This window comes from Rhizobium zaerense, from assembly GCF_051810725.1.
Classification (GTDB): Bacteria; Pseudomonadota; Alphaproteobacteria; order Rhizobiales; family Rhizobiaceae; genus Rhizobium; species Rhizobium leguminosarum_I.
The window spans coordinates 904,791-927,326 of the sequence record NZ_CM132690.1; the positions used below are offsets into that span (position 1 = coordinate 904,791).

Consider the following 22,536-nt stretch of genomic DNA (forward strand, 5'->3'; position numbering starts at 1 on the left):
CGGAGCGATGCACATATGGCAAGAATTCTGATTACGGAAGACGAGGACTCCCTGCGGTCGTTCGTAGCCCGAGCCCTGCGGCTCGATGGCCACGAGACCGACGAGGCGGCCGATGGAGCCGAAGGCTTGGAGAAGCTCAAGGACGGGGTCTACGATCTGCTGCTTTCAGACATCCGCATGCCTGTGATGGACGGCATTGAACTCGCCCATCAGGCAAAAGACGCTTTTCCTGGCTTGAAAATCCTGCTGATGACCGGCTATGCCGAACAACGCGAACGGGCCGACGATCTTGCCGAGAAGATCATCGATGTCGTCGCCAAACCATTCGCGCTTCCCGATATCCGCAAGGCGGTCGCCCGGGCGCTTGTCGCTTAGAGCCAGGATGCCGAAAAGTGTCAGCGCTTTTCGGCATCCGGCTCTATTTCTCTGATTTAGATCCAGGTTCAGCTTCTAAAGCGCGTCGCAATCTTTCAGATTCGCTGCTTGCGCTTTAGGTCTTTATTCCCAACGCATGTCGTTCGCGCAAAACCGCTGCACAGTTTTGCGCGACATGCTTTAGGCCGATCCGGTCTAGAATCATCCTTTCCCGTGCGCGTCCTATTTTTGCGCGGAGTCGTAAGGCCTACTGGATGTCCAGCAACCGTTCGAGATATCGCCGTTCCATTTCCTGCGGTGGATTGTTGCCGAGCTTTTCGCGGATCGCGTCAAGGATTTCTCGCGCCCGCTGAACGTCGATTTCGTCAGGCACCTTCACGCTGTTGTCGCCGAAATCCGGTCCTTGGGTCCGGCGCGGCCGGCCGAGCGGGTCGCGGCCGTTCTGGTCGCCTTGGCCTACCTGGCCGTTCGGACCTTGACCCTGCTGGCCCTGCTGCGCCTGCATCATCTGGTTCATCATGTCGCGGGCGCCCTGGCGAAGCGCTTCCAACGCGCGGCCCTGGCCCTCGACGGCCGGTTGGCCGCGGCCCTGGCCGAGTTCACGGCCGGCGCCTTCCATTTCGCGTTGCGCCTGGCCAAAACCCGGGCCGGGCTTCATTCCCATCTCGCCGAGGCTCTTCTGCAATTCGCCGAGTTGCTTGCCCAACCCATCCTGCTGCGCGCGCAGCTGTTTCAGCGCCTCACGCAGCTGCTCGGCCGTCATCTGGTCGGAGGGCTGCTGTCCATCCTTGCCTTGCCGGCCCTGCTGCTGATCCTGCGGCTCGCCGTTTTCTCCGGGGTTCATCTCGTCGAGCAGCGGATCGTTCTCGCCCATGTCGGGCTCGCCGCGTTGCATGCGGTCCCTGAGCTGCTGGTCGAGCCGGAAGGTCTGCTCCATCAGCTTTTGCTGGTCGCGCAGGATCTCGCCGAGCTTGTCGATCTGCTTGCGGGCCTCGCTGTTTTCCTGGCTCTGCTGGCTGCGCTGCGGCCGGCCGGCCTGCAGGTTGTTCATCATCCGCTGCAATTCCGACAGCATCTGCTGGGCCGCGTCACGATTGCCGGAGCGGGCGAGATTTTCGATCTGATCCATCATCCGCTCCAGATCCTGCTGGCGCAGAATGTTCTGCGCGTTCTGGTTCGGCTGCATCGGCGCGTTCTGCATGCGTTGGGCGAGCTCGGTCATATAGTCCTGCATCGCCTTGCGCAGCTCGTCCATCAGCTTCTTGATCTCCGCGTCCGGGGCGTTGCGGTCCAACGCGTCGGCGAGGTTCTGCTGGGCCTCGCGCAGCTTGCGCTCGGCCAGCGAAAGATCGCCGTCCTCCATGCCGAGGGCGATCTCCCACAGATATTGGGCCGTATCCTTCAACGCATCATCGCCCTTTGCGAGCTTCATACGCGTCAAGGCGGATTCCAAGAGCAGGTAGTTGGTGAGCTTCGGGATGGTCTCCTCGGGGCGGATGGTCAGCGCCTCGTTCAGGGCGATTGCCTGCGGCATCTTGCGCGTATCGAGCGCGAAAACCTGCCGTTCCTCGGCGACGGCCGCGGCAAGCGGCTCGTTGAAGGGGCGTGACGGCAGCGTCATCTCATGCGGCGGGCTGCGGCCGGTCTGGCCGGCGGCATCCTTGGCGACGAGCGTGATGCGCACACGTTTGCCGGCAAGCGGATGTTCGGTCAGGTTCCGGCTGGTCACAGCCTTGGCGTCGCGGGCGTTGCGGCGCGGAATATCCAGCCGGTATTCCGGCAGTGGATAGAGCGGCGTTGCCGTCGGATCGGGGTCGACAGGAACGATTTCCGCATGCGCTTCCTGGACGCCGTAATCGTCCCTGACGGTGAAGCCGATTTCAAGCGCGCCGTTGACGCTGGGCTTCGGCAAACCGTCGAAGGCAATTTCCGGCGCCTTGTCGGGCAGCACGTTGAAGCTCCAGCGGCGGCCGTTGACCTCGAGTGCGCCGTTCTCCTGCAGCTTCATCATATGCGTCTGCGCGACGAGAGCCTGGCTGGCCGGTGCCGCCGTCTCCTGCTCGCTGCCTGATACCGCCGTCTGCTGCGGCTTGGTATCGGCCTGCACGGCGATATCCTGCGCCTCGCCGTTCGCCTTGCGGAACACGACCTTTTCGGCCGTCCTTCCGCCGCTGACCCGGACAGTGAGGCCTGAAAACTGGGGAATGCCGATCGGCGCCTGCTCGCTCCCGTCAGCCGTAAGGTAAACCGGAGCGCGGCCGGTATAGGAAGGCGGCGTTACCCAGGCGTCGATGCGCACCGCCGGATCGTTGACCACCTGCGCGGGCGCTGCCTGCAACGCGTCGCGGATCGAGCCGCCGTTGATCGATAGCGAATAAGCGAAGGCCGTGACGAGCAGCAGCGCCGGGACGGCGCGCAGGGCGAAACGATCATGCGCGGCGATATCAGGTCGCGGCAGTCCGGCATCGAGCGCTGCGATCTTTTCAGCCATGCGCGTCTGGTGCTCGCGCCAGAGCGCGCGGCCGAAGGGCGTATCGAAGGCCGGCTCGTCTTCCTGGACGGTGACCGGCTGGTGCGGCAGGCCGTTGCGCTCTTCCAGCATGCGGTCGGCCTCGGCGATCCTCGGCCAGCGCAAGGTGCGGAAGGGGAGGAGCGAGACGAGAAAAGCGGCAGCAAAGGCGATGAGCAGCAGGATGCGCAGCCAGTCCGGCACGCTGCGGAAGAGACCGAACCAGGAGGCGGAGAGGTAAAAGGCGATGACGGACAGTACCGGCATCAGAGGCGGCAGCAACTGCTCGAAAAGGAGCACGATGCGCGCCAGCAGGCGTTTCGTCGTCACCAGCCGGGCAAGCGAGGGACGGAAGGCAAATGCACCTTTCTTCTGCCTCGAGGGGCTTGTCATCGGTCCGGTCTCCGCGATCTGGCGTTCTGGAACAGAGGGCGCTTCCGGCGATTGCGGGGCAATACGCTCATGAACGAAAGGATAACACTCTTTGTGGCGAAGGCGAGGGCGAGCGGCCGGTAATACCGGCTTTTCACGTTTATTCGCCAAAAAGTGATGGCTTGTTCAGTCGAGCCAGGCCGGAACGGAATCGAGGCTGATCAACTCGGCATAGGTTCTGCGCGGTCGAATCGTATGGAAATCGCTGCCCCTGACCAGAACTTCGGGCACCAGCAGGCGGCTGTTATAAGTGCCGGCCTGGACCGCGCCATAGGCGCCGGCAGTGCTGACGGCCATCAGGTCGCCGGGCTTCGGCATCGCCATCTCGCGGTCGAGCGCCAGATAGTCGCCGGTCTCGCAGACGGGGCCGACGACATCGGCGCGGATGCGCGGCGCGTTGGCCGCCGAAATCGTTACAGGGCGATCTCGTGATAGGCCTCGTAGAGCGTCGGGCGGATGAGATCGTTCATCGCGCCGTCGACGATGACGAAGGTCTTTTCGCCGCCATCCTTCACATAGAGGACTTCTGTCACGAGAATGCCGGCATTGCCGACGATCAGGCGGCCGGGTTCGGTGATGATCTTGCAGTCCAGGCCGCGCAGCTGGTTCTTGACGATTGCCGCGTAGGCGTCCGGCAGCGGCGGCGGATTGTTATCGTCCTTGTAGGGAATGCCGAGGCCGCCGCCGATATCGACGTGGTGGATGGTGTGGCCGTCGGCACGGAGCGTCGCGACAAGGTCGTGCAGCAGCTTGAAGGCGTCGTCGAAGGGCTGGAGTTCGGTGATCTGGCTGCCGATATGCATGTCGATGCCGGTGACCGCGATGCCGGGCAGCTTGGCGGCATGGGCATAGATGGCGCGGGCGCGCTCCCAGGAGATGCCGAACTTGTTTTCCTTCTTGCCGGTCGAGATCTTGGAATGCGTCTTCGCATCGACATCCGGGTTGATGCGGAAGGAGACCGGCGCTTTCTTGCCCGCGCTCACGGCGCGCTGGTTGAGAATTTCAAGCTCGGGCTCGGATTCGACATTGAAGCAGTAGATGCCGGCCTCAAGGGCGAAATCCATCTCGGACGGCGTCTTGCCGACACCTGAGAACATGATGCGGTCTGCCGGAATGCCGGCGGCAAGCGCGCGGCGCAGTTCGCCTTCAGAGACCACGTCGATGCCGGCGCCGAGACGGCCCAGCGTCTTCAGCACTGCCTGGTTCGAATTCGCCTTCATCGCATAGCAGACCATGGAGTCCATGTCGGCGAAGGCTTCCGAAAAGACGCGGTAATGACGCTCCAGCGTTGCAGTGGAATAGACGTAGAAAGGCGTGCCGACCGCCTTGGCGATCTCGGGAACGGGAACGTTCTCGGCATGAAGGACGCCGTCGCGGTACTCGAAATGGTTCACGGGCTTGTGCCTTAAAGAAGGGGATCGAGAAGGAAGGGCTTGTCGACGGTTCCCGGCTGTTTCGTGGGCTTGGAAACGTCGCCTTCCTTGGTTGCCGCAGCGCTCGGCGGATCGAGGTCGCCCTTGCGCCCGCATCCGGCAACGGCAAGGCCGATGACGGCGAGAGCCGCCGTCAGGCGGACGAGGTGGGGCAGGCTCTTCATGGATATCCTCTTCTGCGGCATGTGACGGCATCATTCATATCGAATGACGGACATCTTCATAGCGAAGTTTATCCGCCTTGTGCACCCTGATTGTTGGCGGTCTTTCCGCGCCTGCAGGAAGGGTGCGGCGGCTTTTCGCCGGCCCTGTATCTCTTAGTTGCGGGCGCGCCAGAAGGCGATCTGCCTGCGTACTTCGGACGGCGCCGTGCCGCCGAAGCTCTTGCGGCTGGCGACCGAGGCCTCGACGGTCAGCACATCATAGACCTTGTCGGTGATGTCGGGATGGATCGCCTGCAGATCGGAGAGCGGCAGCTCGGCAAGGTCGCAGCCCTTGCTTTCGGCGAGTGCAACGGCGCGGCCGGTGACGTGATGGGCGTCGCGGAAGGGGAGGCCTGCTTCGCGCACCAGCCAGTCGGCAAGATCGGTCGCCGTCGAATAGCCGGAGCCGGCCGCCGCCTTCATGCGTGCGGTGTTGACAGTCATGTCGCGCATCATGCCGGTCATGGCGGCGATTGCCAGTTCCAGGCTCTCGGCTGCGTCGAAGACCTGTTCCTTGTCTTCCTGCATGTCCTTGGAATAGGCGAGCGGCAGGCCCTTCATGATCGTCAGCAGCGCCACCAGCGAGCCGTTGATGCGGCCGGTCTTGGCGCGCACCAGTTCGGCAGCGTCCGGGTTCTTCTTTTGCGGCATGATCGACGAGCCGGTCGAGAAGGCGTCGGACAGGCGCACGAAACCGAATTGCGGGGTCGACCAGATGACGATCTCTTCCGCCAGACGCGACAGGTGCATGCCCGCAATCGCTGCGATCGACAGGAATTCGATGGCGAAATCGCGATCGGAGACCGTATCGATGGAGTTGCGGGTCGGCTCGCGGAAACCGAGCGCCTTGGCCGTCATATGGCGGTCGATCGGATAGCCGGTGCCGGCGAGGGCGGCGGCACCGATCGGGCTTTCATCCAGATGCTCGATGGCGTGGCGCACGCGCGAGCGGTCGCGGCCGAACATTTCGACATAGGCCATGCAGTGGTGGCCGAAGGTAACGGGCTGGGCGGTCTGCAGATGGGTGAAGCCCGGCATGACGCTTTCGGCATGTTCTTCGGCGCGGTCGAGGAAGGCCGCGATCAGGCCGGTCAGCATCTGCTCGGTTTTCTCAAGCTCTTCCTTCACCCAGAGACGGAAGTCGAGCGCCACCTGATCATTGCGCGAGCGGGCGGTGTGCAGCCGGCCGGCGGCCGGTCCGATCAGCGTCGCCAGGCGTGCCTCGACATTCATATGGATGTCTTCGAGCTGACGCGAGAATTCGAAATTGCCGCTTTCGATTTCTGACAGGATCGTGTTTAGCCCGTGAACGATCTTGTCCTTATCGTCAGCAGAAATAATCCCTTGATGGGCAAGCATCGTCGCATGGGCAATGGAACCGCGGATATCCTGCGCGAATAGCTTCTTGTCGAAACCGATCGAGGCATTTATCTCCTCCATGATCGCGTCCGGGCCGGAGGCGAAGCGACCGCCCCACATCTGGTTGGAGGATTTGGTGTCCGTGTTGTCGTCGGCCATGAAGGTGCCCGCCTTGAGGATGCATGTCCAGGAGAATGAAATGACGACAAGAAAACCCCTCGGGCTGCCATCCCTGAAATGGATCGCGATAGCCGCCGTTGCGGGTGTCGTTGCCGGTGCGGCAGCGGTATACGTGAAGGAGACGGGGATTGGCAATGGCGGCGGCGAAACGGCGTCGGCCGAATGCAAGCTCGCCAAAGACCGCATCGCCGGCATTACACCGCTGATGAGGGGACAGGTGGCCGCCATGGTCGCCGCCAATGAGCCGCGCAAGCTGACCGCCATTTCCTTCAACGGGCCGGACGGCAAATTGCTGACGCTCGATCATTTCGCCGGCAAGATCGTGCTTCTCAATCTCTGGGCGACATGGTGCGTCCCCTGCCGCGAGGAGATGCCGGCGCTGAATGCGCTCGAGAAGGAGATGGGCAGCGACCGGTTCCAGGTGGTGCCGGTCAATATCGATACCGGCGACGACGAGAAGCCGAGGACCTTCCTCGCGGACACCGGCGTCGATGCGCTGCAGCTCTATCGCGACAATACGATTTCGGTATTCAACAGCCTGAAGAAGGAAGGCCTCGCTTTCGGGCTGCCGGTGACGCTGCTGATCGATGACAAGGGATGCCTGATCTCCGCCATGAACGGCCCTGCCGCCTGGGACAGCGAGGATGCCAGGGCGCTGATCAAGGGTGCGATCGGATCGTGAGAACCCCGGTCAGGAGTCTCCGTCGCCTTTTATGAGGAACACACCCGCAAGTCCGATGAGTACGAAGCATTGCAGCAGGAACATCGGAGTTTCGGTCGACATTGCGTTTCCTCGCGTTCACGGCAAGGAAAGCATTTCGCGGGCGCTCGGTCCATTCAGCCTTTCTGATGATGTCAGCTTAGCGCGTCGGGACCGGCACTTCGCCGCGATAGTCATAGAAGCCGCGGCCGGACTTGCGTCCGAGCCAGCCGGCCTCGACATATTTCACCAGCAGCGGACAAGGACGATATTTCGAGTCCGCCAGGCCGTCATGCAGCACCTGCATGATCGAAAGGCAGGTGTCGAGGCCGATGAAATCGGCAAGCTGCAGCGGCCCCATCGGATGGTTGGCGCCGAGCTTCATCGCCGTATCGATGGCGTCGACGGTGCCGACGCCTTCATAGAGCGTGTAGATCGCTTCGTTGATCATCGGCAGCAGGATGCGGTTGACGATGAAGGCCGGGAAATCTTCGGCGACGGTTATGGTCTTTTCCAGGGTGCCGACGAATTCCTTGGCGGCGGAGAAGGTCTTTTCGTCGGTGGCGATGCCGCGCACCAGTTCGACCAGCTTCATCACCGGCACCGGGTTCATGAAATGTATGCCCATGAAGTGTTCGGGGCGGTCGGTGGCGGCAGCAAGCCGCGTGATGGAAAGCGAAGAGGTATTGGTGGCAAGCAGCGCTTCCGGCTTCAGGACCGGACAGACCTGCGCGTAAATCTTGCGCTTGACCGTTTCATCCTCGGTGGCGGCCTCGATCACGAGATCGGAGGGGGCGAGATCGTTGACATCGGACGAGCCTGATATGAGCGACAAGGTCGACTTGCGTTCCGCTTCGGTCATCTTGCCGTTCGTCACCAGGCGGGCAAGATTGCCGTTGATGGTGGCAAGGCCAGACTCGATGCGGTCCTGGGAGAGATCGTAGATGTGGACCCTGTAACCTGCGGCGGCCGAAACATGCGCGATGCCGCAGCCCATCTGGCCGGCACCGATAATACCAATATTCTTCAACACCGCATTCATCTCCAAACCCCCGCACGGCATTCGCCCCCGCGCCGCCGTATTTTTCTAGCAATACTGCCGGACGAAGGATCGCCCGGCAGCAGTAGTAGCCCGATAAAAGATAATTTTCCAGTCATTCGCAAGTGCGAAAGAAAAGCATTTGACGCAGCTAGAGCGCCTTTTGCAATTCCGGCAAGACATCGAAGAGATCGGCGACCAATCCGTAGTCGGCGACCTGGAAGATCGGCGCCTCCTCGTCCTTGTTGATGGCGACGATCACCTTCGAATCCTTCATGCCGGCCAGATGCTGGATGGCGCCTGAAATGCCGCAGGCAATGTAGAGATCAGGCGCCACCACCTTGCCGGTCTGGCCGACCTGCCAGTCGTTCGGCGCATAACCGGCATCGACGGCGGCTCTGGATGCGCCGACGGCGGCACCGAGCTTGTCGGCCAGCGGCAGGATGACTTCCCTGAATTTTTCCGCCGAACCGAGTGCCCGGCCGCCGGAGATGATGATCTTGGCCGAGGTCAGTTCCGGCCGGTCGGAGGCCGACAGCGCATCGGCGACGAAGGTGGAAAGACCCGGATCGGATATCGCCGGGATTGCCTCGACGCTGGCCGAGCCACCCTCCGGCGCGGAGGCAAAGGATGCGGTGCGCACGGTGATGACCTTCTTGGCATCGCTCGCCTGCACCGTCTGGATGGCGTTGCCGGCATAGATCGGCCGCTTGAAGGTGTCGGACGAGATCACCTCGATGATCTCCGAGATCTGGGCAACGTCGAGAAGGGCAGCGACGCGCGGCAGCACGTTCTTGCCGACGGAGGTGGCGGCCGAGATAATCGTGTCGTAGCTGCCCGCCAGCGAAACGATCAGGTCGCCGAGCGGTTCGGCCAGATTGTTGGCGAGTTCGTCGCTTTCGGCGAGCAGCACTTTCGAGACGCCGGCAAGCTTGGCGGCTTGTTCGGCAGCAGGCTTGGCAGCTTTGCCGGCAACGAGAATATGAACATCGCCGCCGATCTTGGTGGCGGCCGTCAGCGCCTTGGCGGTCTGATCGGACAGGCTGGCATTGTCGTGGTCAGCCAAAAGAAGAATGGTCATGATATTGGCTCCTGTTCCCAGCTGATTACAGCACGCCGGCTTCGTTCTTGAGCTTGTCGATCAGTTCGGCGACCGACTTGACCTTGACGCCGGCCTTGCGGCCGGACGGCTCCTCGGTCTTCAAGACCCTGAGGCGCGGTGTGGTGGAGACGCCGAAGTCGGCGGGGCTCTTCTTGTCGAGCGGCTTCTTCTTCGCCTTCATGATGTTCGGCAGCGAGGCATAGCGCGGTTCGTTCAAGCGCAGATCGGTGGTCACAACCGCCGGCAGTTTGATCTCGATCGTCTGCAGGCCGCCATCGACTTCGCGGGTGACGGTTGCTTTGCCATCACCGATCTCGATCTTCGAGGCGAAGGTCGCCTGGGCAATTCCCATCAGTGCTGCCAGCATCTGGCCGGTCTGGTTGCTGTCGTCATCGATCGCCTGCTTGCCTGATATGATCAGCCCCGGCTGTTCGGCATCGGCCACAGCCTTGAGGATCTTGGCAACCGTGAGCGGTTCTACAGCATCGTCGGTCTCGACCAGGATCGCCCGGTCGGCGCCCATGGCAAGGGCGGTCCGCAGCGTCTCCTCGGCCTTGGCCGGACCGATCGAGACGACGACCACTTCCTCGCACCTGCCGGCTTCCCTCAGCCGCAGCGCCTCTTCCACCGAGATCTCGTCGAACGGGTTCATCGACATCTTCACATTGGCAAGCTCGACACCCGTGCCATCCGGCTTCACCCGGATCTTCACGTTATAGTCGACAACCCGTTTGACTGGGACGAGTATCTTCATGGGGTCCTTCCTTCAGGAGAAACTGGCTTCGGAGCCTTTTTTAGAAAATGCGCGCTTAGGCGCCGCTCCGATTGTCGAATGGCGACATGGATACGCGTTTTTCCTCCAAATTCAACGCATGCATGACGCCGGCAAGCGATTTGCCTCGGCAATATGTGGACGTTTACGTTCACGTCAATATCGTCAGTGTCGGCCCCAGGAAAAGCGCTGCGCCGTCCGCCCGTCCGTGCCGGCCGCGATGGCCGGGCCGGTGCCCGGGTCGTTTCTGACGGCGCGAGGCGTGACGATCTGCCGGTCGAAGAGCGGCACACCAGGCCGGCGGAACACCAGGATCAGGAAAGCGCCGGCAAGGATGCCGCCGACATGCGCGCCCCAGGAAACGTCGCCGTCAGACGCGATCGCCAGCATGAAGAACTGCTGCCCGATCCATAAAAGCAGCGGCACGAAGGCCGGCAGGGGCAACGGAACACGGAAAAACACCAGCACCCAGACCCGGACGCGCGGATGCAGCATGACATAGGCGGCAATGACGCCGGAGACCGCCCCCGATGCGCCGACCAGCGGCGCTTCCGAGGTCATGGTCAGCAGGCCGTGACAGAGCGCGCCGGCGGCGGCACAGATGAGATAGAAGATCAGGAAGCGCAGATGCCCCATCGCATCCTCGACATTGTCGCCGAAGACCCAAAGGAAGATCATGTTGCCGGCCAGATGCCAGAAGCCGGTATGAACGAAGGCGTAGGTGAGGTAGGTGAGGGGTTCCGGCACGATCTCCAGCCCTTGCGCCAGCACCGCGTGGCCGAAGGCGATTGCCGGGATATAGCCGAGCCCGACGGTCGTCGCCTGGGCTGCCTGTTCGTTCTCAAAACTGGTCAAAAGCCAGACCGCGATATTCAACGCCATCAATGCGAGCGTCACCCACTGAACCTTGATATGTTTCAAGGTATTGGCATCGTGAAGTGGTATGAACATAAAGGCCCCCCGGCGATCGTGATCGCGACAAGCCTATCTGTTTTTTCCCGGAAGCCAAAGCACATCCGCATGGCCCCCGTCATTTGCATGACGTGCGGCGACGAAGAGGAAATCGGACAGGCGGTTGACATATTTCATCGCCGGCTCGCCGAGGATTTCGCCGTCGGTGCGGGCAAGCGCCACCATCAGACGTTCGGCACGGCGCGCAATCGTGCGGGCGAGATGCAGATGCGCGGCGGCCGGGCTGCCGCCTGGGAGGATGAAGGATTTCAGCGGCTGCAGATCGGCGTTCAGCTGGTCGATATCGCGCTCGACGCGGTCGACCTGCGTCTCCGAGATCCGCATCGGTTCATAGGCCGGCAGTTCGCCAGTGTCAGGGGTGGCGAGATCGGCGCCGAGATCGAAGAGGTCGTTCTGGATCGACATCAGCATGGCGTCGAGTTCAGGCAAGCCGGCCGTGTACAGCCGAGCCAGGCCGATCGCGGAATTGGCCTCGTCGATCGTGCCGTAGGCCTCGACACGCAGATCGTCTTTGAGCCGGCGTGGGCCGGAAACCAGCCCGGTCGTGCCGTCATCGCCCGTTTTCGTGTAGATCTTGTTGAGCTTGACCACGGTTTTCTCCTTGAATGACGATCAGGTTGGGCGGCCACCGCCGGTCAGCCAGAGCGTCAGCATGATCAGGATGACGGCGACCGCCTGCAACAGCACACGAAGCTGCATCAACTTGTTGGAACGGTTGGCATCGCCGCCCTTCATCATGTTGAAGAGACCGCGGATCAGGACGAGGGCGACGACGCCCATGACGATGATCGCGAGGATATAGGTGACTGTGGACATGGCATTCAGCTTTCTCAGTCAGTCCATCCAGCGCATCAGGCGGTAGAAGAGGTCTGCCGGAAGCAGCCGCTTCAGGAACATGCCCTGCTTGGCCGGAGTCGTTACGGGATAATGTGGCCTCGGATTTTTCGAGTTCAATGCGTGTTTCAACACGGAATAGACCGCTTCCGGGCCGAGCTTGTGGCGGTTGACCGGCCCCGATCCGTCGAGCCTCGCCAATTGCCTGACGTAATCGACCGCGTGCGGCGAATTCTCGAGATCGATATGCTCCTTGATCTTTGCGAGCGCGTTGGCGGTGAACCGCGTGGCGATCGGTCCCGGCTCGATCAGGCTCACATGGATGCCGCTGCCCTGCAGCTCCATGCGCAGGGTGATGCTGAGGCCTTCGAGCGCGAATTTGGAAGCGGTGTAGGCGCCGCGATAGCGATAGGGGACGACGCCGAGGATCGACGAGCATTGCACGATCCGCCCTTGGCCGCGTTTGCGCATCGGCGGAATGACCTGCCGCGTCAGCTCATGCCAGCCGAAGAAATTCGCCTCGAACTGCGCGCGCAGCGTTGCCGTCGATAGATCCTCGACGGCGCCCGGCTGGCCGTAGGCGCCGTTATTGAAGAGCGCGTCGATGCGGCCGCCGCTGCGTTCCAGAACCGCGCCGACCAGATCGGAAATCGTCTCGGTCCTGGTATAATCCATCGGGAAGGCTTCGATGCCTTCCGCTTCCAGCCCCTTGAGATCGTCCGGTTTGCGCACCGTCGCGAAGACACGCCAGCCATCGGCTTTCAGCGCCCGCGCGCAATGAGCGCCGATACCGGACGAACACCCGGTCACGACGATGGTGCGTTCTCCCGCCATGGAATGATTCCTGTACAAAATGGGACTCGTTTCCCATATTCGGCCAGAGGATACAATCTGGAAAGCCGGAGACGGAATGCCGAAGGTGCTGCGCACGATCTACGACGTGGTCTATGACGCGATCTGTCACATGGTCGAGGACGACGGCTTCGCCATGGCAAGCCATGTGGCGCTGTCGAGCCTGCTTGCGGTTTTCCCTTTCCTGATCTTCGGCACTGCGCTTGCAAGCTTCCTCGGCGCCGATCAGTTCTCCTCGACCGCCATCCACCTGATCTTCGACACCTGGCCCGAGGCGATCGCCAAGCCGCTCGCCGACCAGGTGCTGCAGGTGCTGACCATTCCGCGCGGCGGGCTGCTGACGATCTCGGTGCTGGCCGCCGCCTATTTCGCCTCGAACGGCGTCGAGGCGCTGCGCATCTCGCTCAACCGCGCCTACCGGGTACAGGAAACGCGGCCCTGGTATTTCACGCGTCTCGCCAGCCTCGGCTATGTGCTGATCGCGGTCATCATCTTTGCGGCGATCAGCATCCTGCTGGTCGCCCTGCCGCTGGCGCTCGATTATGCGCGCGGCTGGTTTCCGCTGTTTGCCGATACGCTCGACATCGTGTTCAGCTGGCGCATCTACGGCACGCTGGTGGTTCTGACGGTCGGACTGCTGGTCATGCATCTCTGGCTGCCGGCCGGCAAGCGACGGGTCTTCGACGTCATTCCCGGCGTACTGTTGACGCTACTTCTCTGGCTCGCCGGCGCGCTGATTTTTGCCTATTATCTCGCGACCTTCGCCAATTATACGGCAACCTATGCCGGTCTCGCCTCTGTCATGATCGTGCTGATCTTCCTCTACATGGTCGGCGTCATCTTCATCATCGGGGCGGAGATCAACGCGGCGCTGATCAAGTTCCGCGTCTTCCGGATGTTTTCGCACACGCTTTCGATCGTCGGCAGAGAGCGTGTCGAAAGCCAGTCAGAGCCCGACAAGGCGGCGAATATCCGCAACTGACATGCCCTGGGCGCGCAATTCGCCAAGTGCGGTGTCGCCCTCGCTTTTCGAAAGTTTGCGGCCGTCGGCGCCGAGAATGAGACGATGATGGTGATAGACCGGCTGCGGCAGGCCGAGCAGCACCTGCAATAGCCGATGCACCGATGTCGCGTGGAAGAGGTCGAGCCCACGCACGACATGGGTGACACCCTGCAGCGCATCGTCGACGACCACGGAAAGATGATAGCTCGATGGCGCATCCGAGCGTGACAGGATGACGTCGCCCCAGACGTTGGGCTCGGCGGCGATCTCACCTGTCCTGCCGTCGCCGGTTTCCGTCCAGAACAGCAGTTCGCCGATCAGGTCGAGCGCCTTGCGCATATCGAGCCGCCAAGCATGTTTCATTCCCGAGGTCAGCATGTCCCGCCATTCGTCTGCCGAACGCTCGCGATCATTTGCGGGATAATGCGGGGTGCCGTCGGGATCGCGCGGCCAGGATTCACCCGCCGCCTCGTAGGCGGCGACGCGCGCTTTCACCTCGCCACGCGTAAGAAAGGCCGGATAGACCAGTCCGCGCTCGATCAGTGTGTGCAGCGCCGCCTGATATTCGGGGAAATGTTCCGACTGGCGCCGCACCGGGCTTTCCCACTTGATATCAAGCCATTCGAGATCGCTGAGGATGCCGGCCTCGAACTCTGGCGTGCAGCGCGTCTGATCGATATCCTCGATACGCAGCAGCAAGCGGCCTTGTTCGGCATCCGCCATGTCGCGGTTCAGCAGGGCCGACAGGGCATGGCCGAGATGCAACGGTCCGTTGGGGCTCGGCGCAAAACGAAAGACAGGTTTTTGACGCTCACTCGTGGTCATGCTTTCTTCTGCCATGGATTCGAATTTTGAACCACTGCGAGGCAAAGTGCAGATCATCCGCAACGAAGACGATGTCAGGCAGGGGCTCGAAGCGCTGCTTCGCCTCGATCCGCGTCTTGCACCGATCGTCGCGGAAGCCGGGCCCATTCCGCTGCGGCTGCGCGAACCCGGCTTTGCCGGCCTTGCCCATATCATCGTCTCGCAGATGGTATCGCGCGCCAGCGCCGACGCGATCTGGCGGCGCATGCTGCCGTCGGATGGTCTTTTGACTGCCGAAGGCTACGTGCTGCTTCACGCCGACGCATGGCGCGAATTCGGCTTGTCGCGCGCCAAGGCCGAGACGCTGTCGCGGATTGCCGAAGCGGTCGCCTCCGGCCGCCTCGATCTCTCCGGGCTCTGCCTGAAGCCGCCGGGCGACGCACTTGGCGAACTGACCGCGCTGAAAGGCGTCGGACCGTGGACGGCGGAGGTCTATCTGATGTTTTGCGGTGGCCATGCCGATGTTTTCCCAGCCGGCGATGTCGCACTGCAGAATGCCGTCGGGGCGGCTTTCGGTCTTGCAGCACGGCCGCCGGCAAAGGCGCTGACCCAGCTTGCGGAAGTCTGGTCGCCGTGGCGTTCGGTGGCGGCACGGCTTTTCTGGGCCTATTACGCCACGAAAATGCGCCGTGACATGGTGCCGACCGGCTGATCGGCAACACTCTTCAAATTGCCTTTATCCTCTGAATTTATTGGACTTCACAATCCTGTAACAACCGGCCTAATATACAGGTGCAGATGCCGAATCGATCAGGAGAGTCCCTTGACGATTGCAGTCTCCCCACAGGCCCTGCCAGCGCTCGTCCTGAACGCTGACTACCGGCCACTGAGTTATTACCCCTTGTCGTTGTGGTCCTGGCAGGACGCGATCAAGGCGGTATTTCTCGACCGTGTGAACATCATTGCAGAATATGAACATTCGGTTTCCTCGCCGAGTTTTTCGATGCGGCTTCCGAGTGTCGTGTGCCTGAAGACTTACGTTCAGCCGTCCCGCAATCCCGCCTTCACCCGGTTCAACGTCTTCCTGCGCGACCGGTTCGAGTGCCAGTATTGCGGCGCTGATGACGACCTGACCTTCGACCACGTCATTCCGCGCGCCCATGGCGGCGAGACCACCTGGGAGAATGTCGTGGCAGCCTGCTCGCCCTGCAATCTGCGCAAGGGTAGCAAGCTTCCGAAGCAGGCAGGCATGTTCCCGGCGCAGAAGCCCTACCAGCCGACGGTACAGGATCTGCACAATAACGGCCGGCTGTTCCCGCCAAACTATCTGCATCAAAGCTGGCTCGACTATCTCTACTGGGATACCGAACTACAGCCCTGATCGAACGGCCTACAGCGTCGCGCGTCTTTTCGGACGCGCAAAAGACGCTGTAGCATTTCGGTTTCCTGCATAATTTATGCAGTGGCGGCCTTGCGAACGCCGACAAAGGCGAAGGCCGCAAGCAGGATTCCGGCAATCACATTCCAGCCGGCAAAAGACAGGCCGAGCACGCGAAGCGCCGCATCGGTGCAGGACGGGCCTTTGATGGTGTTGAGCTCACCGAGCAGATCGCCGGCATTAGTCGTCATGCTGCTTGCCGTCGTCGAGCAAGTGGGCGGGCCGGGCCAGAAATGCCATTCGACGCCGGCGTGATAGACACCCATGCCTGCCGTCACCAGCATCAGGATGCCGGCCGCGAGAATGAGCGCCCGGGTGATCCAGTTCGGCAGCCCGATGAGTTCGGAGATTGCGGCCAGGATCGCGATCGGGATGGCGTAATAATAGGGCTGACGCTGCAACAGGCAGAGCGCGCAAGGAATATAGCCGCCGATATACTGGAAGCCGAGCGCCGTGCCGACCGCCGCCGCCATGCCGATGGCGAGCAACAGGGAATAAATAAAGCCGGGGCGAGCGAGTGGCGAGGAAGTGGCAGTCATGGCGGAGCTCCGCGAAGTTGGTAGAGCATGAGAGGCGAATTCAGATTTTAGCTCGACCCGGCCTAAAATCATCCTGTTTTAGTGAGCGAGATAGCGGTAGGCGACGTATAACACGATGACGGCGCCGGCGCCGATGCCGACGATCTGGCCGAGCCGCTTCTCGATGAAATGCCGGATCGGCTCGCCGTAGCGGCGCAGCAGCCAGGCGAGGAAGAGGAAACGCGCGCCGCGCGCGACGATCGCCGAGACGATGAAAAGCCCCAGATTGACGTGGATGACGCCGGACAGGATGGTGACGATCTTGATCGGCGGCAAATGTGCAAGACCCGAAGTGACGAGCAGCAGCAGGATCGTCTCGTAGGTGACATAGGCCTTCATCTGCTCGAAGGCTTCGAGCTTGCCGTAGAATTCCAGGATCGGCCGCGCCACCGTCTCATAGGCGTAGTAGCCGAGCGCCCAGCCGGCGATGCCGCCGAGTACGGAGGCGACAGTTGCAATCAGCGCATAGCGATAGGAGCGTTCCGGCTTGGCAAGCGCCATCGGCAGGAAGAGCACATCGGCGGGGACGAGAAAGACGGAGCTTTCGACGAAGGCGATGACGGCGAGCCAGACTTCGGCCGATTTGCGCGAGGCCAAAGACATGGTCCAGTCGTAAAGTCTGCGGAGCATTCCGTTTCCTTCCTGTTGCGGTGCAAAAAAGCTTTAGGGACCATGCGCGGCGCTGTAAATGCTCGCCCGTGTCCTTCCTGCCACCGCCGCCCAAAAATTTTCGTGATGCAGGCCATCGGCGCCTCTCCCAAGATTTCACGGGATTGCGAATCGGCCATTCTGCGGCAAGCTGATTTGGGGTCGACGTGCAGGGTGGCATGAGAATGTTCAAAGTGATCGAAGGCGGCCGTGGGCAGGCCGTGCACATGGATAACCGGTCCGCAGAGGGGCGTGGACCAAGCAAAGACGACGTGCGCCGGGAGGCTGCGCGACGGATCAGCGAGAGCGGTTATCATCTGTCCCGCGTCCGGGAATTCGCGACCGGTGTGCCAATGCTGGCGTCTCTCAAACACTTGTCGCTGCAGATCGATTTCGCAGCCGAGGCATTGTCACGGCTCGATCCAATCCCGGAGGATTTCTGCGCCGACGGTTATTGGCCGGCGGGCTGAGGCAATCCCGCTACGGTGCCGCGCGTCTGGGGATTTAATCCCTATGCCTGTCGGAACAACGACTTTGGCGCATGGTTTCCTTCTCAGGATCAACAAAATCCCGAGGAGGATATTCCCATGCGGATGAAACTTGCTGCAGTCTCGCTGCTCGCTCTTGGCATGGCGGCGTCGGCTTTCGCACAGAGCAACCCGCCGCAGGCTCCGACCAACAGCGGCGCCAATACGCCGAGCAGCTCGGAATATAACAGCACCGGCAACAGCGGCAGCGGCACGACGGTACCACTGGATCCGAATGCAACGAACAGCACGACGAACAATGGCTCCGGCAGTTCGATGAACATGCCGATGAACAAGGCGAATTGCCCGGACCAGCCGAGCGGCAATTCGCTTCAGACGCAAGGCGGCAACAGCGGCGCGACGACCAACGAAGCTTGCCCCGACAAGTAGTCTATCATTTGCGAAACGCCGCAGCTCTATCCGAGAGGTGCGGTTCCCGTCTCAGGATAGGTCCATCGACTTTTCCCATTGCTGACGCAGGACGTTCATTTCCGTCCGCTTCTGAGCCATTTCGCTAACGGCGGCTCGCAGATGTGGGTGGTGCGACATGAACATGTTGAAGTCGCGCCGCTCGAGGACCTCGAACTGGCAGAAGTCGACGGCGATGACGTCGGCGGTGCGCCGTCCGCCAGTCAGCAGCGCCATTTCGCCGAAGAAGGCGCCCGGCTCCAGGCGGATCGCGCCGCTGGCGAGCCGCACTTCCACCGCGCCCGAGGAGATGAAATACATGCTGTCGCCCCGGTCGCCGCGGCGGATGACGCGTTCGCCGGGCGGCGCGGATTTCGCCTTGAAGAGCAGCAGCAGCTCCTCCTGCGCGTCCTCGTCGACCTCGGAGAACAGCGGGAAAGTCTCGATCAGCTGCTGCATCTTCAGTTGATGCTGGCGCTCGCGCTCCTCGCCGAGCGTCCTGATCTTTTCCAGCTCTCTGCCGAGCGCCTTCTGTCTGCTCCTGCCGTAACTTTCCCAGAGGGAGGGCCATTTCGAATGGATGTATTTCTTCAGGCCGTCGGTCGCAAAGATCACGATCGGATTGAGGGTGATCGACAGGATTGCGGCGGCCAAGATCAGATCCTGGCCCTCATGCGGCAGGAGCCCGAGTGAGACGCCGAGTCCGGCGAGGATGAAGGAAAACTCGCCGATCTGGGCAAGGCCGCCGGCCAACGTCAACCCCATGCTGATCGGGTATCGCAGCAGCATGACGATCAGGAAGGTGATGATGCCCTTGCCGAGGACGACGAGCGCCAGCGCGCCGATCACCGCCAGCGGCTGGCGCACCAGGATCGAGGGATCGAAGAGCATGCCGACGGAGACGAAGAACAGCACGGAGAAGGCATTCTGCAGCGGCAGCGAGTCGGCCGCCGCCCTGTGACTGAGCTGGGATTCGCTCATGACGACGCCAGCGAAAAAAGCGCCGAGCGCAAAGGAGACGCCGAAGATCGCCGCCGAACCGAAGGCGATGCCGAGCGCGATCGCCAACACCGTCAGCGTAAAGAGTTCGCGCGAGCCGGTGCGGGCGATCAGCGTCAGCAGCCAGGGCACGATGCGAGGGCCGAGGAAGATCGCCATGGCGGCGAAGGCCGCCACCTTCAGCAGCGTCAGGCCGATCGTCAGCACCAGCGGCAGGTCGCCGAGGCCATGATTGGTCGTATTGCTGGCGTTGCCACCCAGAAGCTCTGCGAGCGCCGGCAGCAGCACGAGCGCCAGCACCATCACCAGATCCTCGACGATCAGCCAGCCGACGGCGACGCGTCCGCTTGCCGCGTTGACGAGATTGCGCTCCTCCAGCGCCTTCAAGAGCACGACCGTGCTCGCCACCGACAGGCTGAGGCCAAGCACGATGCCGGCGCCGAGGCTCCAGCCCCAGAGTTTGCAAAGGCCGATGCCTAACAGGGTGGCGAGGATAATTCGTCCGATCGCGCCAGGCACGGCGATGCCGCGCACGGCGAGCAGGTCGGAGGCGGAAAAATGCAGGCCGACGCCGAACATCAGAAGAATGACGCCCATTTCGGCGAGCTGGCCGGCAAGGGCGGTATCGGCGACGAAGCCCGGCGTGAACGGGCCCATCAGGATGCCCGCCATCAGGTAACCGACGAGCGGCGGCAGCCGAAGCCGGTCGGCGCCATAGCCCAGGATCGCTGCGAAAACGAAACTGGCGGCGACCGTCGCGATAAGTCCTACTTCCTGATGCACGTCCGCCCTCTCTTGTGATAGCGGCGGCCACTTTGGACGAAGCGCAAACAAAATTAAACAGTTGATTTGGGGGATGGGCTCCTGTTTAAAGTCTTCGTTCTCAGTCCTGGCCAGTGCGGCGCAGACGTCGTCCACGGCACGGTCGGGCCGTCACCGATGTTGGAACCACTTGCGTCTTGTCTCGTTGGCCTTTCATCAAGAAAGGAGAAACGATATGCGGAAGATCACCCTAAACTGTACTGTGGCGGCTCTTGCCGCCTGCTCGTTTGCAGCGCCTGTTCTTGCCGACAGCGTCTATGTCAGGGAGCGTTCTTATGACGACGGCTATCGCCATGAGCGGGTACGACCCGGCATCACGATCAGCGAAGGTGGCGTCACCTTCGGTGCTGTGCGCGAGCGTGAGCACCGCCGCTATCGCGATAATGGCTGCGAAACCAGGAGCGTCACCCGACAGACCGACGAAGGCGAGGTCACCAGGACGGTCCGGCGCTGCAATTAACGAAAAAATATGCGATAAGCACGAAACCCGGTTCCGACGAGCCGGGCTTTCGCCTTTCGTGGCGCGAATAACTCAATGCGGTGGTGAAAGTCGTCTGTCGGTGTTATGAGCACGCCTTTGGTAAAAGCGCGTTCCCAGCGCAAACACCGCCCGCACAGGATTTTTCAGAATGATTGAGCTTACGCCGTCCCAGATCGCCGCACTTAAACTCGCCAGGGATGGAGACCTTTATCCTCAGCCGGCCAATAAATGGACGCACGAGAACGCGACGGTGACTTATGCAAAAACTGACCGGTGGAAAGAGCGGCCTCAGAAAATAAAATCGGTCACCGCCAAGACGCTGGGCGAGTTGAAGGAGCCGGGTTTTCTGGAGAGGCGGCACCTGGATGACGACGCATCAAAAGACGTCTACGGCATCACGATGGCCGGCAAGATGTGGTTGCTGAAGAATAAGTAAGCTTCGCTAGATACGAATTATGTTGCGTGGTCCTGTGTCGGGTTTTTGAGGCAGGGACACTACGTGACAATTTGAGATGATGGTGCCCCATGCCGGAGTCGAACCAGCACTTCTTTCGAAACTCGATTTTGAGTCGAGCGCGTCTACCAATTCCGCCAATGGGGCAACGGATACGAACGGGCGGCTGTCTAACATGCGAGCGCCCGGACGCGCAAGACGGGCAAGCGAAGTTATCGGACTGATCCGGTAGAGAGATCCGGCCTCGCTTCGAGGCCGGATCCTGTCTGATATCAATGGGCGGCGGCCGGTGCCGGGTTGCTCAGGCCGGACTTCTTCAGCGTAATCGCCAGGATCGAGGCCAGCAGGCAGAAGGCGCCGGCGACGAAGAAGGCGGGCAGGTAGCTCGAAAGCTCCGTGCGCGAGAGGCCGGCGCCATAGGCGGCGGTGGCGGCTCCCAACTGATGTCCGGCAAAGACCCAGCCGAAGACGAGGCCGGTCTTTTCTCGGCCGAAGCGGTCGGCGGCGATCTTGACGGTCGGCGGCACGGTGGCGATCCAGTCGAGACCGTAGAAAATGGCAAAGATGGAGAGGCCGTAAAAGCTGAAATTGCTGAAGGGCAAGTAGAGCAGCGACAGGCCGCGCAGGCCGTAATACCAGAAGAGCAGCCAGCGATTGTCGAAACGGTCGGACAGCCAGCCGGAACCAATGGTGCCGAAGAAATCGAAGATGCCCATGACAGCCAGCACACTGGCCGCGGCCACCGGTACAATGCCGAAATCGCCGCACAGGGTGACGAAATGGGTCTGGATCAGGCCGTTGGTGCTGAGACCGCAGATGAAGAAGGTGGCAAAGAGGATCCAGAAGGTCGAGGTCTTTGAGATTTCCTTGAGGACGGTGATCGGCGTCATCAGCGCGGCGCCGAGAGAGGTGCTTGCCGGCGGCGGCGTCACCTGCGTTTCGCCGAAGGAGGGCAGGTCGAGATCGGCCGGCCGGTCGCGCATGAAGGCAAGCACGGCAAGGGCTGCAACCATGATCATGGCGCAGACGAAAAACACCGTCGAGCGCCAGCCGTAACGTTGCGTCAGTTCCGCCATCAACGGCAGAAAGACGAGCTGGCCGGTGGCCGAGCTTGCCGAGAGCATGCCGACGACGAGGCCGCGATGCTTGGTGAACCAGCGGCTGGAGACCGTTGCGGCGAGCACCATGGCCGTCAGACCCGTGCCGAAGCCGACGACGATACCCCAGAGCAGCAGCAACTGCCACAGCGTCGTCATGAACAGCGAACCGACGAAGCCTGCGCCGATCAGCGCTAAGGCGAAGACGATGACCTTGCGCACGCCGAAATAATTCATGAAGGCGGCGGCGAACGGACCCATGAAGCCGAAAAGGATCAGACGGATCGCAAGGGCCGAGGAAATCTGCGATGTCTCCCAGCCGAATTCGTCCTGCAGTGGCTTGATGAGAACGCCGGGTGCGCCCATGGCGCCGGCGGTGACCAGCATGGTGAGGAAGGTCGCGGCGACGACGACCCAGCCGTAATGGATGTTGCGTCGGGCAAGGGAGGAGGCAAGGGCTGTGGAAACCATGGGCAAGATTCCGGTTGAATTCAGGTCTTAGGAGATACTGGATC

Annotated in this window: 24 protein-coding genes, 1 tRNA gene and 1 pseudogene; 9 read left to right on the plus strand and 17 right to left on the minus strand. The window is 61.7% G+C overall.

Annotation, left to right across the window (positions count from 1 at the left end; translation table 11 throughout):
- Window positions 1-15 precede the first annotated feature (15 nt).
- Window positions 16-375, plus strand: a complete 360-nt coding sequence (locus ACS4RR_RS04405; protein ID WP_003543311.1) for a response regulator — start codon at window positions 16-18, stop codon at window positions 373-375.
- A gap of 247 nt (window positions 376-622) precedes the next feature.
- Here the strand turns inward: ACS4RR_RS04405 and ACS4RR_RS04410 are convergent, their stop codons facing one another.
- From ACS4RR_RS04410 to argH, 4 genes and pseudogenes are all read right to left on the minus strand, one after another.
- Window positions 623-3,277 carry a TIGR02302 family protein gene (locus tag ACS4RR_RS04410; RefSeq protein WP_456189746.1) on the minus strand — a complete coding sequence of 885 codons (2,655 nt, stop codon included), beginning with the start codon at window positions 3,275-3,277 and terminating at the stop codon, window positions 623-625.
- A gap of 165 nt (window positions 3,278-3,442) precedes the next feature.
- Window positions 3,443-4,710 (minus strand): annotated as a pseudogene (gene lysA, locus ACS4RR_RS04415) (diaminopimelate decarboxylase).
- A gap of 11 nt (window positions 4,711-4,721) precedes the next feature.
- On the minus strand, window positions 4,722-4,934 hold the full coding sequence (gene lptM, locus ACS4RR_RS04420; RefSeq protein ID WP_260109575.1) for an LPS translocon maturation chaperone LptM: 213 nt from the start codon (window positions 4,932-4,934) through the stop codon (window positions 4,722-4,724).
- Window positions 4,935-5,066: 132 nt separating this feature from the next.
- Window positions 5,067-6,470, minus strand: coding sequence for an argininosuccinate lyase (argH, locus tag ACS4RR_RS04425; protein WP_170260999.1), 1,404 nt, complete (start codon window positions 6,468-6,470; stop codon window positions 5,067-5,069).
- A 40-nt stretch (window positions 6,471-6,510) separates the two neighbouring features.
- Between argH and tlpA the strand changes: the two genes are divergently transcribed.
- Window positions 6,511-7,173, plus strand: a complete 663-nt coding sequence (tlpA, locus tag ACS4RR_RS04430; RefSeq protein WP_170257055.1) for a thiol:disulfide interchange protein TlpA — start codon at window positions 6,511-6,513, stop codon at window positions 7,171-7,173.
- A gap of 178 nt (window positions 7,174-7,351) precedes the next feature.
- Here tlpA and ACS4RR_RS04435 read toward each other — a convergent pair whose 3' ends face one another.
- The 7 genes from ACS4RR_RS04435 to ACS4RR_RS04465 all read right to left on the minus strand — a co-directional run bounded on the left by ACS4RR_RS04435 (window position 7,352) and on the right by ACS4RR_RS04465 (window position 12,744).
- Window positions 7,352-8,233 (minus strand): 3-hydroxybutyryl-CoA dehydrogenase, encoded by an 882-nt coding sequence (locus tag ACS4RR_RS04435; RefSeq protein WP_222386999.1) that lies wholly within the window; start codon window positions 8,231-8,233, stop codon window positions 7,352-7,354.
- A 148-nt stretch (window positions 8,234-8,381) separates the two neighbouring features.
- Entirely contained in the window at window positions 8,382-9,311 is a 930-nt protein-coding gene (locus ACS4RR_RS04440) for an electron transfer flavoprotein subunit alpha/FixB family protein (RefSeq protein WP_456189747.1), read from the minus strand.
- Window positions 9,312-9,336: 25 nt separating this feature from the next.
- Window positions 9,337-10,086: an electron transfer flavoprotein subunit beta/FixA family protein gene (locus ACS4RR_RS04445; RefSeq protein WP_456189748.1), complete on the minus strand. Its 750-nt coding sequence runs from the start codon at window positions 10,084-10,086 to the stop codon at window positions 9,337-9,339.
- A 183-nt stretch (window positions 10,087-10,269) separates the two neighbouring features.
- Complete coding sequence (locus ACS4RR_RS04450; protein WP_456189749.1) at window positions 10,270-11,055, minus strand: rhomboid family intramembrane serine protease; 786 nt, start codon at window positions 11,053-11,055, stop codon at window positions 10,270-10,272.
- Window positions 11,056-11,088: 33 nt separating this feature from the next.
- A complete protein-coding gene (locus tag ACS4RR_RS04455; RefSeq protein ID WP_456189750.1) occupies window positions 11,089-11,667 on the minus strand; it encodes a cob(I)yrinic acid a,c-diamide adenosyltransferase in 579 nt (192 codons plus the stop codon).
- 21 nt (window positions 11,668-11,688) lie between these two features.
- Complete coding sequence (locus tag ACS4RR_RS04460; protein ID WP_064247712.1) at window positions 11,689-11,892, minus strand: twin transmembrane helix small protein; 204 nt, start codon at window positions 11,890-11,892, stop codon at window positions 11,689-11,691.
- Window positions 11,893-11,910: 18 nt separating this feature from the next.
- Window positions 11,911-12,744 (minus strand): SDR family oxidoreductase, encoded by an 834-nt coding sequence (locus tag ACS4RR_RS04465; protein ID WP_456189751.1) that lies wholly within the window; start codon window positions 12,742-12,744, stop codon window positions 11,911-11,913.
- 76 nt (window positions 12,745-12,820) lie between these two features.
- On the opposite strand from ACS4RR_RS04465, the gene ACS4RR_RS04470 reads away from it, so the two are divergent.
- Entirely contained in the window at window positions 12,821-13,744 is a 924-nt protein-coding gene (locus ACS4RR_RS04470) for a YihY/virulence factor BrkB family protein (RefSeq protein WP_170257049.1), read from the plus strand.
- On the opposite strand, the gene gluQRS is transcribed toward ACS4RR_RS04470, so the two are convergent.
- Window positions 13,709-14,590, minus strand: a complete 882-nt coding sequence (gluQRS, locus tag ACS4RR_RS04475) for a tRNA glutamyl-Q(34) synthetase GluQRS (RefSeq protein ID WP_170263046.1) — start codon at window positions 14,588-14,590, stop codon at window positions 13,709-13,711. The two genes, ACS4RR_RS04470 and gluQRS, sit on opposite strands and share 36 nt — an antisense overlap.
- Here gluQRS and ACS4RR_RS04480 point away from each other — a divergent pair.
- The gene (locus ACS4RR_RS04480; protein ID WP_222387020.1) at window positions 14,589-15,281 is read left to right on the plus strand and encodes a DNA-3-methyladenine glycosylase family protein; all 693 of its coding nucleotides are present in this window, start codon (window positions 14,589-14,591) and stop codon (window positions 15,279-15,281) included. The two genes, gluQRS and ACS4RR_RS04480, sit on opposite strands and share 2 nt — an antisense overlap.
- Window positions 15,282-15,392: 111 nt before the next feature.
- Window positions 15,393-15,950: an HNH endonuclease gene (locus tag ACS4RR_RS04485; RefSeq protein WP_017966367.1), complete on the plus strand. Its 558-nt coding sequence runs from the start codon at window positions 15,393-15,395 to the stop codon at window positions 15,948-15,950.
- Between the two features lie 74 nt (window positions 15,951-16,024).
- Here ACS4RR_RS04485 and ACS4RR_RS04490 read toward each other — a convergent pair whose 3' ends face one another.
- Both ACS4RR_RS04490 and ACS4RR_RS04495 read right to left on the minus strand, forming a co-directional pair.
- Window positions 16,025-16,546 carry a disulfide bond formation protein B gene (locus ACS4RR_RS04490; protein WP_222279639.1) on the minus strand — a complete coding sequence of 174 codons (522 nt, stop codon included), beginning with the start codon at window positions 16,544-16,546 and terminating at the stop codon, window positions 16,025-16,027.
- A 78-nt stretch (window positions 16,547-16,624) separates the two neighbouring features.
- The gene (locus tag ACS4RR_RS04495; RefSeq protein WP_222386994.1) at window positions 16,625-17,215 is read right to left on the minus strand and encodes a YqaA family protein; all 591 of its coding nucleotides are present in this window, start codon (window positions 17,213-17,215) and stop codon (window positions 16,625-16,627) included.
- Between the two features lie 197 nt (window positions 17,216-17,412).
- On the opposite strand from ACS4RR_RS04495, the gene ACS4RR_RS04500 reads away from it, so the two are divergent.
- Both ACS4RR_RS04500 and ACS4RR_RS04505 read left to right on the plus strand, forming a co-directional pair.
- A complete protein-coding gene (locus tag ACS4RR_RS04500; RefSeq protein WP_170257045.1) occupies window positions 17,413-17,703 on the plus strand; it encodes a hypothetical protein in 291 nt (96 codons plus the stop codon).
- A 117-nt stretch (window positions 17,704-17,820) separates the two neighbouring features.
- Window positions 17,821-18,150: a hypothetical protein gene (locus tag ACS4RR_RS04505; RefSeq protein ID WP_170257044.1), complete on the plus strand. Its 330-nt coding sequence runs from the start codon at window positions 17,821-17,823 to the stop codon at window positions 18,148-18,150.
- A 51-nt stretch (window positions 18,151-18,201) separates the two neighbouring features.
- Here ACS4RR_RS04505 and ACS4RR_RS04510 read toward each other — a convergent pair whose 3' ends face one another.
- Entirely contained in the window at window positions 18,202-19,950 is a 1,749-nt protein-coding gene (locus tag ACS4RR_RS04510; protein ID WP_456189752.1) for a cation:proton antiporter domain-containing protein, read from the minus strand.
- Window positions 19,951-20,164: 214 nt separating this feature from the next.
- On the opposite strand from ACS4RR_RS04510, the gene ACS4RR_RS04515 reads away from it, so the two are divergent.
- Window positions 20,165-20,449, plus strand: a complete 285-nt coding sequence (locus ACS4RR_RS04515; RefSeq protein WP_456189753.1) for a hypothetical protein — start codon at window positions 20,165-20,167, stop codon at window positions 20,447-20,449.
- Between the two features lie 169 nt (window positions 20,450-20,618).
- The gene (locus ACS4RR_RS04520; RefSeq protein WP_003543268.1) at window positions 20,619-20,906 is read left to right on the plus strand and encodes a hypothetical protein; all 288 of its coding nucleotides are present in this window, start codon (window positions 20,619-20,621) and stop codon (window positions 20,904-20,906) included.
- An 80-nt stretch (window positions 20,907-20,986) separates the two neighbouring features.
- Here ACS4RR_RS04520 and ACS4RR_RS04525 read toward each other — a convergent pair.
- Together ACS4RR_RS04525 and ACS4RR_RS04530 are read right to left on the minus strand one after the other, a co-directional pair.
- A tRNA-Leu gene (locus ACS4RR_RS04525) sits at window positions 20,987-21,071 on the minus strand.
- Between the two features lie 125 nt (window positions 21,072-21,196).
- Complete coding sequence (locus ACS4RR_RS04530) at window positions 21,197-22,492, minus strand: MFS transporter (protein WP_017966375.1); 1,296 nt, start codon at window positions 22,490-22,492, stop codon at window positions 21,197-21,199.
- Window positions 22,493-22,536: the final 44 nt, after the last annotated feature.

Excerpts from the sequence above, each read along its gene's own strand:
- ACS4RR_RS04405 (WP_003543311.1), top strand. The coding sequence starts at position 16 with ATGGCAAGAATTCTGATTACGGAAGACGAGGACTCCCTGCGGTCGTTC.
- ACS4RR_RS04410 (WP_456189746.1), bottom strand. The coding sequence starts at position 3,277 with ATGACAAGCCCCTCGAGGCAGAAGAAAGGTGCATTTGCCTTCCGTCCC.
- lptM (WP_260109575.1), bottom strand. The coding sequence starts at position 4,934 with ATGCCGCAGAAGAGGATATCCATGAAGAGCCTGCCCCACCTCGTCCGC.
- argH (WP_170260999.1), bottom strand. The coding sequence starts at position 6,470 with ATGGCCGACGACAACACGGACACCAAATCCTCCAACCAGATGTGGGGC.
- tlpA (WP_170257055.1), top strand. The coding sequence starts at position 6,511 with ATGACGACAAGAAAACCCCTCGGGCTGCCATCCCTGAAATGGATCGCG.
- ACS4RR_RS04435 (WP_222386999.1), bottom strand. The coding sequence starts at position 8,233 with ATGAATGCGGTGTTGAAGAATATTGGTATTATCGGTGCCGGCCAGATG.
- ACS4RR_RS04440 (WP_456189747.1), bottom strand. The coding sequence starts at position 9,311 with ATGACCATTCTTCTTTTGGCTGACCACGACAATGCCAGCCTGTCCGAT.
- ACS4RR_RS04445 (WP_456189748.1), bottom strand. The coding sequence starts at position 10,086 with ATGAAGATACTCGTCCCAGTCAAACGGGTTGTCGACTATAACGTGAAG.
- ACS4RR_RS04450 (WP_456189749.1), bottom strand. The coding sequence starts at position 11,055 with ATGTTCATACCACTTCACGATGCCAATACCTTGAAACATATCAAGGTT.
- ACS4RR_RS04460 (WP_064247712.1), bottom strand. The coding sequence starts at position 11,892 with ATGTCCACAGTCACCTATATCCTCGCGATCATCGTCATGGGCGTCGTC.
- ACS4RR_RS04465 (WP_456189751.1), bottom strand. The coding sequence starts at position 12,744 with ATGGCGGGAGAACGCACCATCGTCGTGACCGGGTGTTCGTCCGGTATC.
- ACS4RR_RS04470 (WP_170257049.1), top strand. The coding sequence starts at position 12,821 with ATGCCGAAGGTGCTGCGCACGATCTACGACGTGGTCTATGACGCGATC.
- ACS4RR_RS04480 (WP_222387020.1), top strand. The coding sequence starts at position 14,589 with ATGCTTTCTTCTGCCATGGATTCGAATTTTGAACCACTGCGAGGCAAA.
- gluQRS (WP_170263046.1), bottom strand. The coding sequence starts at position 14,590 with ATGACCACGAGTGAGCGTCAAAAACCTGTCTTTCGTTTTGCGCCGAGC.
- ACS4RR_RS04490 (WP_222279639.1), bottom strand. The coding sequence starts at position 16,546 with ATGACTGCCACTTCCTCGCCACTCGCTCGCCCCGGCTTTATTTATTCC.
- ACS4RR_RS04495 (WP_222386994.1), bottom strand. The coding sequence starts at position 17,215 with ATGCTCCGCAGACTTTACGACTGGACCATGTCTTTGGCCTCGCGCAAA.
- ACS4RR_RS04500 (WP_170257045.1), top strand. The coding sequence starts at position 17,413 with ATGAGAATGTTCAAAGTGATCGAAGGCGGCCGTGGGCAGGCCGTGCAC.
- ACS4RR_RS04505 (WP_170257044.1), top strand. The coding sequence starts at position 17,821 with ATGCGGATGAAACTTGCTGCAGTCTCGCTGCTCGCTCTTGGCATGGCG.
- ACS4RR_RS04515 (WP_456189753.1), top strand. The coding sequence starts at position 20,165 with ATGCGGAAGATCACCCTAAACTGTACTGTGGCGGCTCTTGCCGCCTGC.
- ACS4RR_RS04520 (WP_003543268.1), top strand. The coding sequence starts at position 20,619 with ATGATTGAGCTTACGCCGTCCCAGATCGCCGCACTTAAACTCGCCAGG.
- ACS4RR_RS04530 (WP_017966375.1), bottom strand. The coding sequence starts at position 22,492 with ATGGTTTCCACAGCCCTTGCCTCCTCCCTTGCCCGACGCAACATCCAT.